At 45.6% G+C, this 15,048-nt stretch carries 12 protein-coding genes; 7 read left to right on the top strand and 5 right to left on the bottom strand.

All coding sequences use genetic code 11. From position 1 onward, the window contains the following. Positions 1-2 precede the first annotated feature (2 nt). The 6 genes from ACRRS0_RS19060 (at position 3) to mgtE (ending at position 5,013) form a co-directional block, all read left to right on the top strand. Positions 3-1,508, top strand: coding sequence for an RNA polymerase factor sigma-54 (locus ACRRS0_RS19060; protein WP_432456006.1), 1,506 nt, complete (start codon positions 3-5; stop codon positions 1,506-1,508). Between the two features lie 26 nt (positions 1,509-1,534). After that, the gene (gene hpf / locus ACRRS0_RS19065; protein ID WP_432456005.1) at positions 1,535-1,822 is read left to right on the top strand and encodes a ribosome hibernation promoting factor; all 288 of its coding nucleotides are present in this window, start codon (positions 1,535-1,537) and stop codon (positions 1,820-1,822) included. An 8-nt stretch (positions 1,823-1,830) separates the two neighbouring features. Further along, positions 1,831-2,274, top strand: coding sequence for a PTS IIA-like nitrogen regulatory protein PtsN (gene ptsN, locus ACRRS0_RS19070; protein ID WP_432456004.1), 444 nt, complete (start codon positions 1,831-1,833; stop codon positions 2,272-2,274). A gap of 26 nt (positions 2,275-2,300) precedes the next feature. Beyond that, positions 2,301-3,158, top strand: a complete 858-nt coding sequence (gene rapZ, locus ACRRS0_RS19075) for an RNase adapter RapZ (protein WP_432456003.1) — start codon at positions 2,301-2,303, stop codon at positions 3,156-3,158. Then, the gene (locus tag ACRRS0_RS19080; RefSeq protein ID WP_432456002.1) at positions 3,145-3,414 is read left to right on the top strand and encodes an HPr family phosphocarrier protein; all 270 of its coding nucleotides are present in this window, start codon (positions 3,145-3,147) and stop codon (positions 3,412-3,414) included. Before rapZ ends, ACRRS0_RS19080 begins: the two co-directional genes overlap by 14 nt. 237 nt (positions 3,415-3,651) lie before the next feature. Beyond that, positions 3,652-5,013 (top strand): magnesium transporter, encoded by a 1,362-nt coding sequence (gene mgtE, locus ACRRS0_RS19085; RefSeq protein ID WP_432456001.1) that lies wholly within the window; start codon positions 3,652-3,654, stop codon positions 5,011-5,013. 177 nt (positions 5,014-5,190) lie between these two features. On the opposite strand, the gene pmbA is transcribed toward mgtE, so the two are convergent. After that, positions 5,191-6,528 (bottom strand): metalloprotease PmbA, encoded by a 1,338-nt coding sequence (gene pmbA / locus ACRRS0_RS19090; protein WP_432456000.1) that lies wholly within the window; start codon positions 6,526-6,528, stop codon positions 5,191-5,193. A gap of 374 nt (positions 6,529-6,902) precedes the next feature. Here pmbA and yjgA point away from each other — a divergent pair, with 374 nt between their 5' ends. Continuing rightward, a complete protein-coding gene (gene yjgA / locus ACRRS0_RS19095; protein WP_432455999.1) occupies positions 6,903-7,409 on the top strand; it encodes a ribosome biogenesis factor YjgA in 507 nt (168 codons plus the stop codon). A gap of 24 nt (positions 7,410-7,433) precedes the next feature. Here the strand turns inward: yjgA and tldD are convergent, their stop codons facing one another. The 4 genes from tldD to rng are packed head-to-tail and all read right to left on the bottom strand — an operon-like array spanning position 7,434 to position 15,046. Next, the gene (gene tldD, locus ACRRS0_RS19100) at positions 7,434-8,879 is read right to left on the bottom strand and encodes a metalloprotease TldD (RefSeq protein ID WP_432455998.1); all 1,446 of its coding nucleotides are present in this window, start codon (positions 8,877-8,879) and stop codon (positions 7,434-7,436) included. 5 nt (positions 8,880-8,884) lie between these two features. Continuing rightward, positions 8,885-9,709 carry a carbon-nitrogen hydrolase family protein gene (locus tag ACRRS0_RS19105; protein ID WP_432455997.1) on the bottom strand — a complete coding sequence of 275 codons (825 nt, stop codon included), beginning with the start codon at positions 9,707-9,709 and terminating at the stop codon, positions 8,885-8,887. Continuing rightward, positions 9,709-13,572 carry a YhdP family protein gene (locus tag ACRRS0_RS19110; protein WP_432455996.1) on the bottom strand — a complete coding sequence of 1,288 codons (3,864 nt, stop codon included), beginning with the start codon at positions 13,570-13,572 and terminating at the stop codon, positions 9,709-9,711. The genes ACRRS0_RS19105 and ACRRS0_RS19110 overlap by 1 nt, the downstream gene beginning before the upstream one ends. A 4-nt stretch (positions 13,573-13,576) precedes the next feature. Continuing rightward, positions 13,577-15,046, bottom strand: a complete 1,470-nt coding sequence (gene rng / locus ACRRS0_RS19115) for a ribonuclease G (RefSeq protein ID WP_432455995.1) — start codon at positions 15,044-15,046, stop codon at positions 13,577-13,579. Between the last annotated feature and the right edge of the window lie 2 nt (positions 15,047-15,048).

Here is a 15,048-nt window from a genome sequence, read left to right on the forward strand (position 1 = left end):
TAATGAAAGCATCTTTGCAGTTGCGTCTTGGTCAGCAATTAACCATGACCCCCCAGTTACAACAGGCCATACGCTTACTCCAGCTTTCGACGCTGGATCTGCAGCAGGAAATCCAAGAAGCTTTGGAGAGTAATCCTCTGCTAGAAGCAGATGAAGCGCAAGCAAATGACGCAGACTCGGCTGAATTTAAATCAGCCAGCGAGCAAAATAGTGATGCAAACAATAGCCAAACGGAGATCGATAGCAGCCAGATGGAAACTGGCGATGCCATTAGTCAAGATACCGTCGCAGACGATCTTCCGGTTGACTCAACTTGGGATGACATTTACAGCGCGAGTTCGGCTCCTGCCAGCTCTTCATCCGGTAGCAGCAGTGATGACAACGACATGTTGTTTCAAGGTGAAACCGTTGACTCCTTACAAGATCACTTGCTCTGGCAAATGCGCCTCACGCCTTTTAGTGAAATAGACCAAGCGATCGCCCTCGCCATCATCGACGCAGTCGACCAATCAGGTTACCTGACCCAAGATTGTGAGCAATTACTTGAGGGACTACGTTCGATTGAAAATAATGATTTAGATGTCGAGTTAGATGAAATTGAAGCAGTACTTAAACGTATTCAGCACTTCGATCCAGTTGGTATTGCTGCCCGCTCTCTACAGGAATGCTTACTCATCCAATTAAGTCGTTTCAGCGAACAAACACCTTGGCTGAATGAAGCGAAAGACATCGTATCGAATCATATTGACGTATTAGCAAATCGAGATTTTCGTTTATTGGCCCGTAAAACCAAGTTAAAAGAGGAGCAGCTACGCGAAGTGATGCGGCTGATTCACACCTTAGAGCCAAGACCTGGTAATGCCGTCGAACCAAATCAAGCCCAATACGTAATTCCCGATGTCTCGGTGATTAAACGTCAAGGTCGCTGGGTGGTTGAACTCAATCCTGACGCGATGCCAAAACTACGCATCAATTCACATTATGCATCGATGACTAAAACCTCGACCAACGCCAACGATACCCAGTTTATTCGCAGCCATCTGCAAGAAGCAAAATGGTTCATCAAGAGTATTGAAAGCCGTAACGAAACCCTACTGAAAGTCTCTAATTGCATCGTGCATCACCAACAAGCTTTCTTTGAATATGGTGAAGAAGCCATGAAACCGATGGTATTGAATGATGTTGCCGAAGCGGTTGAAATGCATGAATCCACGATCTCTAGGGTCACGACTCAAAAATTCATGCATACCCCTCGCGGGATCTTCGAACTCAAATACTTTTTCTCTAGCCATGTGGCTACCGATGGTGGAGGAGAATGCTCCTCAACAGCCATTCGTGCATTAATTAAGAAACTGGTTGCTGCCGAGAATACCAGTAAACCACTCAGCGATAGTAAAATCGCTGATATTTTGGCAGATCAAGGCATCAAGGTGGCTAGGCGTACGATAGCTAAATATCGTGAGTCATTGGCTATTCCACCTTCTAACCAACGTAAGAGCCTTATTTAAAGGCCACTATAAAGGGGACGACATCTATGCAAATTAACCTTACTGGACACCACGTAGAAATCACTGAGTCTTTGAGAGAATATGTCCACACTAAGTTTACTAAGCTACAACGACGATTCGACCAAATTAATAATGTCCATGTTATTCTCAATGTCGAAAAACTGAATCAGATTGCCGAAGCCACTATACACCTAAATGGTGGTGAATTATTCGCCACTTCAGAACACGCTGATATGTACGCGGCCATCGATAGCCTCATCGATAAGCTCGATCGCCAAGTCATTAAGCATAAAGAAAAACTCACCAAACATTAGTCATAGTAATGCAAATAGATAAAGTACTAAGCTTGGACTGCACCCAAAGTGCAGTCCAATGTTCGTCAAAAAAACGAGCATTGGAATTGATCAGTGAACTAGTTGCGAAGCAACTCGACACCACATCTAAAAGTATATTTGAAAGTTTATTAAATCGTGAACGCATGGGCAGTACTGGCATTGGCCAAGGCATCGCGATCCCTCACGGTAGAATAGGCAATCAATACCATGCGACCGCAGTATTATTACGCTGTACTCCGGCGATTTCCTTTGACGCCATTGACAATCAAGCCGTTGATTTAATATTTGCCTTACTGGTTCCCGAAGACCAATGTCAACAACATCTAAATACTCTCGCTCAAGTTGCTGAAAAACTTAACGATAAGCAAATATGCAAACAACTTCGTACAGCACAAAGTGATGACGAATTATACACGATCATGATAGCCTAAGACTCTAATCGTTATTAGGGGTTATCATGGAACTGATTATCGTTAGCGGGCGCTCCGGTTCAGGTAAAACGGTCGCACTACGAGTATTAGAAGATTTAGGTTATTACTGTGTCGACAATTTACCAGTCGTATTATGGCGTCCTTTAATTGAACACCTAAAAAGACAGTACACCAAAGTCGCCATTAGCATTGATGTGCGAAATTTACCTGATGAACCCTCACCCATCGGTCAACTAATTCGCGATGAAGGCTCTGAGCTTAACCTATTAAGTATTTTTCTCGACGCGAAAGATGATGCGCTGATCCGCCGCTACAGTGAAACTCGGCGGGTTCATCCACTGAGTCAAAACGACATGTCTCTAGCCAAGGCCATAGAATCTGAAACCGCCCTGCTCGCCCCCATTTCTCGCAATGCTGACCTAAGAATAGATACCTCGCGTTTATCCGTACATGAATTGAGTCAGCTCATTCGATCGCGAGTGACCGGAGAACAACAGCAGCAATTAATTATGGTGTTTGAGTCCTTTGGCTTTAAAAATGGCGTACCCAATGATGCCGATTACCTATTTGATGCTCGCTTTTTACCGAACCCGCACTGGCAAGAAGAACTACGACCTTTATGCGGTCTCGATCAAGCGGTTAAAGATTATTTAGCCAAGCAGCCTCTTGTAGAGCAGTACATCCAGCAAATCGCTGATTTATTAGGATCTTGGCTGCCGCATTTAGAAGCCAATAATCGCGCCTATCTGACCATCGCAATTGGTTGTACTGGCGGACAACATCGTAGTGTTTATGTCGCCGAACAACTGGCTGAACACTTTAGTCAAAAACGTAAGGTGCAGCGGCGCCATCGAACTTTGGAACATAAACTTGAAACTCACTAGACAAGTCGTCGTAAAAAACAAACTGGGCTTACACGCTCGCCCAGCCACCAAACTGGTCGAATTGGTACAAGAATTTGAAGCTGAAGTAAGTATTATTGACGGGAAAAAAACCGCTTCGGCTGCCAGCGTGATGGGATTGCTGGTGTTGGCAAGCGCTCAAGGCAATACCCTCACGATAATCTCTGAAGGTAACGATGCAGAGGCTGCTCTCGATGCCATACAACAACTCGTTGAAGCAAACTTCGACGAGGAATAACGCGAATTTATTGATGCAACTGCTACACTAAGTCCTGTTGCATTTTTAGTGAATATTTATATCGTAGCGGACAAGGCAGAGCCTATCGCGTAGAAACAGCACTGATGCAGGTACTCAAGCCGTAAACTGTGACACATGTTACCCAAAGGGTTCCGCTGAAAACCTTTGTACCATCCGCGACAGGTTCACCCGCTCTAAAAGCGTGGTTTAATCTTTACACGACTATAAGGACCGCTTATGCCTGAAGAGATGGAGTTAAATCCTAATCAACACAAACGCCTACAGGAGCTAAACCAAGCGCTCGATAGTGGTATGTTTGTGCATGTTAGGCGAATGCTTCATCAGATGCCGCCTTGTGATGTCGCTCTACTATTAGAATCTAGCCCTCCCGCAGGTCGAAAAGTATTATGGCAACTCACCGATCCGGAAAAGCACGGTGAGATCCTCGAAGAATTAAACGAAGATGTCATGGAAGGGGTACTCCAATTAATGGCCCCCGAAACCCTTGCTGCAGCGACCGAGGGAATGGACACCGATGATATCGCCTACGTGCTTCGCAGCCTACCCGATAGTGTCTATCAAGAGGTGTTGTCGCAAATGGATGGCCAAGACCGCCATCGAGTCGAAGCTGCGCTCGCTTATCCAGAAGACACCGCTGGCAGTATCATGAATACCGACACCATCACCCTGCGGGCAGATGTCAGTATTGATGTTGTATTGCGCTATTTGCGGCTTAGGGGCGAACTTCCTGAGGCAACGGATGCACTTTATGTTGTCGATGAGAATGATTTACTACTCGGCGATATCCCACTATCAACCTTGCTCACCGTTAATCCAAGCGTCAACGTCAGAGAGGTAATGGATAGTAATGCCGAAACCATACCGGTCGCCATGGATGAAGATGACGTGGCTTCCCTGTTTGAACGCCACGACTGGATATCTGCCCCAGTAGTTGATGAACAAGGGCGCTTGTTAGGCCGAATTACCATCGATGATGTGGTGGATATTATTCGTGAGCATGCGGAACACTCGATGATGGGGATGGCGGGGATGGACGATGATGAGGATACCTTCGCCCCGGTCTTAAAAAGTACTCAACGGCGCACCGTCTGGCTAGCGGTGAATCTTTGTACGGCTTTAATTGCAGCGTCGATTAGCAATATGTTTGAATCAACGATTGAACAATTGGCAACGCTAGCGATCTTAATGACTATTGTTCCTAGTATGGGTGGCATCGCTGGCAATCAAACTTTAGCGCTCGTGATCCGGGGGCTTGCGGTGGGCCACATTGGCGAGGGCAACTCTCGCTGGTTGATCGGTAAGGAAGCCGCAATCGGTATGTTAAATGGCTTAATTTGGGCGAGTGTTATTTCGGTAGTGATCACCCTATGGAAAGGTGACTGGACTTTAGGCATTATCATCGCTGGGGCGATGTTCATTAATATGTCCTTAGCCGGATTAGCTGGGGTTAGTATTCCCTTATTAATGAAAAAATTTAATATCGACCCCGCTTTAGCGGGGGGAATGGCCTTAACCACCATCACCGATGTGATGGGCTTGTTCTCCTTTTTAGGTATGGCCACCTTAGTATTAGCTTAAGGCAGGAGTATCTAAATCGAAGCTCCTACTAAATATCAATCAGCCTAAGCGCTGACGAAAAATTTATCTTTGAAGCAAGCTTGAGCTGTATTTTCGGAGAAAACAAAGCGGCATACCACAGGCCGCTGTTAAAATGCTTATCTTAAACAGAAATAGACGCTGAAAGAGCAACAAGTACTAGCTACCCGCAATCTTCATCGAAGAAATCAATATTGAACCGGTTTGAATTGAGCTTTCTTTATCGAAGTCATCCGCAATGGCAACTATATTGGCAAACATCTCTGGCAAGGTACTGGCTACCGTAATCTCATGTACCGGAAAAGCAATTTCACCATTTTCAACCCAATAACCAGCCGCGCCTCGAGAATAATCACCGGTGACCAAATTAACGCCTTGGCCCATCAGCTCTGTCACCAATAAACCGGTTCCCATTTGCTTCAGCAAATCAGCCCGATTTATCCCACTGTGCTGCACTAACCAATTATGGATCCCACCAGCATGACCGGTACTTTGCATGCCCAGTTTACGTGCCGAGTAGCTGGTTAACAAATAGCTCTCTAAACGCCCATCAGCAATAATATGGGTCGCTTTCGGGGCCACGCCTTCGCTATCAAAAGGAGTACTTGATAAGCCTTTTTTAATAAAAGGGTCCTCGTAGATCGACAACCAACTAGGGAACAGCTGACTGCCCAAACTATCGAGTAAAAAAGACGAACGGCGATACAAATTACCACCACTAATCGCCCCCACGAGGTGGCCAAATAAGCCACTCGCGACCTCTTGGTCAAACACCACCGGCACCTCACAAGTCGCTATTTTACGACTACCGAGGCGACCTAAGGTTTTACTAATCGCCTTGTCGGCCAGTTGTTGAATACTGTCTAAATCGGCAAAATCACGCGCCACGCTATAGGCGTAATCACGCTGCATCTCTTTATCACCGGCGATCAACATGCAACTAATGCTATGGCGGCTGGTTGGATAGCCTTCAACAAAACCATGGCTGTTTCCATAAACCTTCACCCCGTAGTGACTATTCACATTCGCCCCGTCACTGGCCTTAATCTGCGAATTGCTCAAAGCTAAGCCTTCACATTGCTTGGCTAATTCAATAAATTTTTCAGGCTCCAATGGGTGAGGATGAAATAATTCTAGATCCGCAATATCTGTTGCTAGTAATGCTTTATCTGCAATCCCTGCCGCTTTATCCGCCGATGTATATTGAGAGATATCATAAGCCGCTTTCACCGCATTGGTGATAGCTTCTGGACTCAGATCTGAGGTTGAGGCACTGCCCTTACAATTCGCCGAATACACCGCAATCCCCAGCGCACCGTCATGATTAAACTCAAGGGTTTCCACTTGTTGATCACGAGTCGCAACACAAATTCCCGTTTGTTTCGAAATCGACACTTCGGCTTCATCCGCGCCAAGTTGTTTTGCTTGCTTAATCGCAAACTCAACAGCTTGTTTTAATTGACTGAGTTCTTGGCTCGATTGTTTTTCAGGGCTCATTTTGATTTTTTAATTTCCATGTATGGCCCTCGGGCCTGTTGAACTATAGCGGTCAATTTTCGTTCGAGATCTTAGGATGTTATCCCAGCTCAAGTGATGCAGCTTAGCATTCTAAGCAAACACCTCGCAACAATAAGTAAACGCCTTACAACAAAGAGTCAAAGGTTTTAGCCAAAGCCATGATCCAGCGTTTATAAGCGCTTACTGCTTGGCACAGAGAGACAAGCTAACAACAGCCAAAGCACCGTTCAAAAATCCACCAGCCAAGTCCCAAATGTAAGCATTAAAGATAAACCCTCTTCACCACAAAACTCATCGAGCGGCCATAGCCAAGAACTGGTAAGATATGCGAAAAGTGCTATGAGTAACAGAAAATGAGTAATGACCCGTCCTTTACAGACGAAGATGAGTGGATTAGTAAATCAGAAATCAAGCGTGAAGCCGATAAACTGAAAAAATTGGGCGTCGAATTAGTGGGTTTAACCAACCCACAAATAGAGTCCATCAGCATGAGCGCAACCTTAAGAGAAGCAATTGCCCTTGCCAAACGCTTGAAAGATAAACGAGAAGCGGCACGCCGCCATATGAATTACATCGGTAAAGTACTAAGAACCGAAGACATTGAAAGCATCAATGCTGGCTTAGATAAGATCCGCAACAAACACATTTATCAAGCACAGGCCCAGTTAGCTCTAGAGAAACGGCGAGAGCAGCTAATAGAAGAAGGGGACCCTGCGATTAATGCCTTAGTCGAAAAAAATCCAGCGTTAGAGCGTCAAAAATTGCGCCAGTTGGTCCGCCAAGCCAAAAAAGAATTAGAGCAGCAAAAACCAGCTAAGGCTCACCAGGACTTGCTTAAATATCTCAAATTACACTCTTAAAAAAAGGGCCAAGGCCCTTTTCATTTATGCAGTGCCACCAACGGTAAGCTGATCAAGTTTCAAACTCGGCTGGCCAACCCCCACAGGAATGCTTTGTCCTTCCTTACCACAGACTCCAACCCCTTGATCCAAACACAGGTCATTCGCCACCATCGACACTTGTTGCATCGCTTCAGGGCCACTACCAATTAAGGTTGCCCCTTTTATTGGCGTAGTAATCTTACCATCTTCAATGAGGTACGCTTCCGAAGCCGAAAAGACAAACTTACCCGAGGTTATATCCACCTGACCTCCGCCAAAATTAGGCGCGTAAATGCCTTTTTTCACCGAAGCGATGAGTTCTTCAGGCTCACTTTCACCACCTAACATATAAGTATTGGTCATGCGAGGAAGCGGCAGATGTGCATAAGACTCTCGGCGTCCATTTCCAGTCGACTGAGTATCCATCAGTTGAGCATTATGCTTATCTTGCATATACCCTTTCAGAACACCGTTTTCAATTAATACATTATATTGCCCAGGCGTACCTTCATCATCAATACTCACCGATCCCCGACGGTTGGCAAGCGTACCATCATCAACAATAGTACATAATGGCGAAGCTACCTGTTGTCCGATACAACCAGAAAATGCCGAAGACCCTTTACGATTAAAGTCACCTTCCAGACCATGTCCCACCGCTTCGTGTAGTAACACACCTGGCCAGCCAGCACCGAGTACTACTGGCATCAGTCCGGCTGGGGCATCCACCGCTTCTAAATTCACTAAAGCTTGGCGTACCGCTTCTTTCACATAAACCATCGCCCGTTCACAGCCATCAACTTCTTCAAGGAAATAACTATAATTCTGACGTCCACCACCGCCCGCAGATCCGCGTTCACGGCGCTGTTTACGTTCGACTAAGACACTACAATTGAAACGAATTAATGGCCGAATATCCGCAGCTAAGGTACCGTCACTAGCTGCGATTAATACTTCTTCGTAGACCCCACTCAAGCTCACGATCACTTGGTTAACCGCAGGATCTAAGCTACGAGCATACTTGTCGGCGCGTTCTAATAAGGCAATCTTCTGTTGATTAGATAAACTAACCAAGGGGTTATTGGCTTGATAATACTGTTCCGCTGCGACCCGTTTAAAAGGCTTTAAGTTGCCCCTTGAGGCTGGCGAGCTGATCCCTCTGGCCGCCTGACAAGTCTGCATTAAAGCATTGGGATTAATCACATCCGAGTAGGCGAAACCGGTCTGCTCTCCACTGATCGCACGAACCCCAACCCCTTGTTCAATGTTATAGCTGCCTTCTTTCACGATGCCATCTTCTAAAACCCAAGATTCATGTCGACTATGTTGAAAGTACAAATCGGCATAATCTATTTGGTTCTTCGCCACTTCAGCCAGCGCTAAGCTCAACTCTTGTTCGCCAATGCCACTTGGCAAGAGTAAGGATTGACTGACTTTTTCAAACGACATAGTGATTATTTTCTCCACCCTAAATGTAATTGCCCGTGCAACGACACTGGCATACTGCTTCTCACTTGTTGAATTAACTGCGGATTAAATTCGGCTCGCGCCATAGACTCTCCGCTCGCTTGTATATCTAAACAACGTCCCCAAGGGTCAACTACCATCGAATGGCCCCACGTTTGGCGCTGGTTATGGTGGGTGCCAGCTTGATTAGCCGCCACCAAATAAAATTGATTTTCGATCGCTCGGGCCTGTAATAAAGGTCCCCAATGCGCCTCTCCCGTCACTGCGGTGAATGCAGCTGGTAGTAATACAATATCACAGCCCTGTTCGCGCAACAGCTGAAATAAATAAGGGAAACGCAAATCAAAACAAATCGCCATCCCAACTCGATATTCACCAATATCAAACCACGCCAAATTCTGCCCCGCGATAAAATAATCTGACTCTCGATAAGCCCCCACATTGTCGGCGACATCAACATCAAATAAATGCAACTTGTGGTAATGCTGAAGTAATTTGCCGTGAGGGGAAAAAGCCAAAGATGAGGTATAGCAACGGGTGTCATCTTCGGCCAGCGTTGGCATACTGCCTGCCACCAAATATATTCCATAGCGCTTAGCTTGCTCGGCGAGCCATTGTTGGATCGGTCCATCGCCTAAAGCTTCCGCCAGCTGCATATATCCCTGCTCCCCTACCCCATAAGCCGCAAAATTTTCCGGCAAAAGCACCAAATCTCCGCTTTGTGGTTTAGCCTGAGCGAGCAAGCGCTCTGCCTGTTGTAGGTTGTCAGCTAAGTTGGCACTCGAATTCATTTGTAAGGCAAGTAAATTCATTAACGTGCGTTCTCCTTTCTAAACTCATCGGGGACTTCAATTTTTTGTTTCACGCGTTCTAATTCAATTAATTCAGGCTGGCGAATATTACCTTTAAGAGCAAAATCAATTTGAGTCACCACTTCCACCACCGGCTCAAGTAACTTCGATAGCGCAAGTACTGCAACCCCCGTCACAGGGGTAACCAAAAAAGCGGCTAAAACGGGTAAGCTAGAAGTCACTTTAGGTGAATAACTTACTAAATAATCAACTTTACCATCCCCAAAATCAACTTTTCCTTTACCACGCATGGTACCGGCGACCCCATCCAAATAAAAATCTTGGTTATCAGCTACCCCATGTTTTAAATTGATCGAGCCACTCATTGAATCAAAGTGCAGGCCCTTCTCAAACACGTCACTAAAATCAAGTTTCAAACGTCGTCGAATCGTATCGAGACTAGCTAAAGTCAATAAGCGAGTACCTTTATCGCTCATTTCGGTGAGGGCACCACTACCTGTTTTCATCGATAGTTTGCCATCTAGAGACCCTTTTTGAGGCCGATAAAGTGCATCTTGCCAGCTAAGGTCAAAGCTAAAGTTTGCCGGCGTTCTTTTGAGTGGGCTGGTTATGCCCATCGTTTCAATCATCTGCTCCATGCTGTCACTATTCAAAGTTCCAGCCACTCCCGCTTGTTCTCCGTGTTCGCTTTCGGTCCAAAACAACGCAGAAGTGAGCTGACTATGTCCCCAATCAATCCATAAGCGACCATTTTCCAGACGATGATCCACTATTGGCATATCCAGCTTAAGCTTACCCAGACGATAATCTGCAAATTGGCAAGCATCACATTCAAGCACAAAAGGCGGTAATCGTTGCAATAACGAAACCGGCTCAGGGGCGAACAATGATTCCGAATCCGCCGACTCAGAGGCGCGGTTGTCAGGCTCAAGACTAAACTTCAAATTCGGTAATATGGCTTTTTCAATCTTGACCTGTACTGGCATTTCGAGACTGGGCTGAGAGGGCGCAGCAATACTTGCCAACAATTGATCCGAACTAATTTGCAACTGAGTTTTACTCAAAGGAAGATAGGCAAAATCAAAATTATCGAGATCTTGTTCCAATAAATGAGCTTGCTGAACCTTGCCGCGAATAAACATGAGGGGCGGGCGCTCAAAACTCACGTTGCGAAAGTCACTCAGTTTTTCTTGCGGAACAAAATTAGCTTGTTGTTTCATCCACTTCAACCAAGGTTGCAGTTCAAGTTCAGCAAAATCAAAAGACATCGCTAAACCATTGCCCTGCCAAAGCAGATCATTATTGGCGCCCAGATTCAGTAGACCATGAGTGATTTTTTTCTGCTCATTTTGATAACTTAATGTCAGCTCTGCGGAGACCAACTGATTGCTTTCCAAACGAATATCACTGGCTTGATTATTACCACTCACACTTAAGGCTGTCGGCCAGAGCTGCGTTTTAGTTTTCCCCAAGGGCGCGGGAAGCCGTGATGCTAAACCCAGTAATTCAGAGCGAAAATCACCACGATAGTCAAATAAGCCTTGCGGCTTCAACTGAATATTTAGATCACCCTGCCAGGCTAAGTCACCTGTCGCATACTCGCTTAAAGGTAAACCAAAAGCGCGCTCTGCTGCGTTGATTTTCCAACGCCCAGCGAGATCGAAATCAAGCTGATAATGAGCCGCTTGTGCCTCAGTCTTTAATTTTACATCCAGCGGCATGCCACGCCAAATCGCACTGAGTTTATTACTATGCAACTTCTCATTTTGAAAAGACAGCCGTCCTTTGAGTTGGTTAAGCTTCATCCCAGTAGGAATAATGGCCAAATTATTCCCCAAAAAGTCAACATGACCATTCACTTCTACTTCGCCGCCAGATAAGGGGATATGAAGATACACCTGCCCCGCAACATCACCATTGCTTAACGGCAGTTGCTGCAAGCTACTACTTAAGGCTGTGACCGGAGATTGCATCAAATAGTCAGCCACGGCCTTTGCGGGCGCCTTGATATCACCAGTGATAAATAACTCTGAATCATGGTGAAATTCAGGAATACTCGCAGTAATCCGTTGTGCTGGTACCGCTCCCAAGAGCGCTTGGTTGCTTTCCATAAACAAGCCATCATTTTGAAACAGTAGATCAAGCTGCAGCTTCTCTAGGTTTGGCCAATGAGGGTCAAATTTAAAACGGGCATCTTTCAGTGGAACAAAAGCTTGAAAGATACCATCGTGTTGCTGATAGGGGTAATGATTGAGTTGTCCGTACCACAACACCTGACTATGCTTGGCTTGGCCCGCTAATAAGGCTGGTTTAAGGTAATCGAACACCTTACCCGGCATAATTTTGGGGTAATAACGATAGGCTTTTGCCGCATCTTTAACTTCTGCGTTGGCGATTAGGCTGAGTAATGGCCATTGACCCTGCTTTGGCCATTGCAAAGACCACTGGGCGAGCAGATCTAATTCAGGGGTTCGTAACTGAGTATAGGCACTACTTAAGCGAAGCGCTGAATCAGCAAAATCGATATTTACCACTGAATCAAAAGCCTCGATTTCAAAGGTTTCAGAAAATTGAACCGCCAGGCCAAACTTCCCCTGTTGTTTAAAATGCACTTGAGCCCTTTGTTCATCACCCGCTAAGTGAACATTTAACTGCTCAAAACTTGGAATAAAAGACTGCCCTTGAGCGCTTAAATCCGATAGTTGCGCCTGATATTGCCACCGCTTGCTAAGCGGTAAGTATTCAAGCTTCAATTGCTCCAGAGTACCCGCCTGTAGCAATTTCGACCATGCAATATCTTGCTTATCGGCAGCCAACCAATCTATCGCGCCAGACCAGGCTGCAAGATCCAAATGTTGGATCTGCCAAAGTTGCCGCTGTTGACTCACCACAGCCTGTAAGTCAAAGTCACTGTTGGGCTGACCATTCATGTTCAGTACCCACGGCAGTTTATCCACCCGCCATTGTTGACCCACTTGCAGCGCCTGTAACAAACCACCATTAATGTGCAGCTGCTGTAATTCTTCTGCTCCCCAGAATACACTACTCGGCTGCCATTGCATGACCCAACGTTGCTGCTGTTTCGCACCAAAATCGCCCCATAACGAAAGATTTAAGTCACTGCTCAATTGGCTGGAAACTTTCCCAGAAAGTAGCGGGATGGTATTTACATTAAGATGTTCCGCTTCCGCGAAAAAATGCCCGCTCAACTGCTTTATTTGACTGGCATCACCGCTTAAGTCCACTCGAAATTTAACCCGTCCACTCTCCAAACCTTGACCGATCCGCACTTCTCCATCGCCCTGATGGAGGCCATTGCTATTCAGCCAATCCAAATTCGCAATATCGAGTTTAAGTTGATGCTCAGGGAAGTTCAGTAGGATGATACTATTGGTGAGGCTAAAACGAGTTAACTGCTCCAAAAAGGTATCAGCAATCGCTTGATAAGAATGTGAGTAATCGATCGTTTCTTCTGATTCAGAAGGTGCTACATCCAGCTGAAAACTCAAGCCATCTAGCACCAAATCTTTAAACACCACCTTTCTCTGTTCCAGTGTTTGCCAAAGATCTAGTTCTAGCATTAAGGCATCAACGTGAAACTGAGTATCACGATCTTTACCGATGGCAATTTGGCTATTTTCAAATACCAACATCGGACGGAAATTATGTAAACGAGCATTAAGCTGACCAATACTCAGGCTAGCGTCCTGCCCTTTAATCAACCAAGCGGCAATGTCATCTTTATAATGGCTGGCAAATGCTAAAATGCCGCGAGCTAAACTTAAGCACACGGCAACAATAACTAATAATAGCGCTAAACCATGCCAACATTGACGAGCACTTCGGGAGAAAGCCTTCAACATAGATCTACATTAAGACCACATCGAATTGTTCTTGGCTATACATCGGTTCAGTTTGGATCTTCACTTGCTTGCCAATAAACACCTCTAGCTCCGCCAAACTATGGGACTCTTCACCCACTAACATCTCCGCAACTTGAGTCGACGCATACACGATGAAATTATCAGCATCATAAGCTCTGTTCACCCGTATCACCTCCCGTAAAACCTCATAACAAACCGTTTCTACTGTTTTCACAGTTCCACGACCACGACAGGTTGGACACTCGCCGCAAAGAATATGTTCAATACTTTCTCGAGTACGCTTACGCGTCATCTCCACCAAACCAAGCTGTGAAAAACCACTGATATTGGTTTTCGCACGATCTTTTGCTAAGGCGAGCTCTAGACTATGCAACACTCGGCGCTGGTGTTCCGTCTCAGACATATCGATGAAGTCGATGATCACAATACCACCTAAATTACGTAAACGTAATTGACGAGCAATTGATTGTGTCGCTTCGATATTGGTATTAAAAATTGTTTCTTCAAGATTTCGGTGGCCGACAAAAGCGCCGGTATTAATATCAATGGTGGTCATCGCTTCAGTTTGATCGATGATCAAATACCCACCCGACTTTAAATCAACCCGGCGTTTTAAGGCTCGTTGGATTTCGTTTTCAATATCAAACAAATCAAAAATAGGTTGCTCACCAGCATAGTACTCTAGGATCTCGGTAAACTCGGGCACAAATTCAGCACAAAAAGAAATCAACTGTTCATAGGTTTCCCGAGAATCTACTCGGATCCGATCCAAGTGAGTGCCGACAAAATCACGAATAATACGCAGAGCTAAATTTAGCTCTGCGTACAACTGGCTTTTGCAGGCGGAGCTTTCTTTTCGTTGTAAAACTTTACGCCATACCCGCTTTAAGAAAGCAGCATCTCGCTCTAGCTCTTCTGCGCCAACCCCTTCGGCTGCAGTACGAATGATAAAACCACCCAGTTCGTCCACAAAATCGGCACAAATATCTTTCAGCCGTTCCCGTTCTTCCTCGCTCTCAATACGTTGTGAGACACCAACATGGCTGCTGCCCGGCATAAAAACTAAATAGCGTGAAGGCAGCGTAATATCGGTGGTTAAACGAGCCCCTTTAGTGCCTAAGGGATCTTTCACCACCTGCACCATAATATCTTGACCTTGGCGAACCAATTCGGCGATATTACCCACTTGGAAGTGTTCTTGCTCGGTAACATCCACACATTCGGTATGGGGCACAATATCCGATGCATGCAAGAAAGCCGCTTTATCTAAACCGATATCAACAAATGCAGCTTGCATTCCAGGTAGCACTCGGCTCACTCGCCCTTTATACATGTTGCCAACAATTCCACGACGCGCATCACGCTCAACATGCGTTTCTTGCAAGATCCCGCTATCGACTAAAGCAACACGGGTTTCAGTTGGAGTGACGTTAATCAATAATTCTGCTGACATAG

Origin of the sequence: Agarivorans sp. QJM3NY_29 (assembly GCF_050870835.2) — a bacterium.
Lineage (GTDB): Bacteria > Pseudomonadota > Gammaproteobacteria > Enterobacterales > Celerinatantimonadaceae > Agarivorans.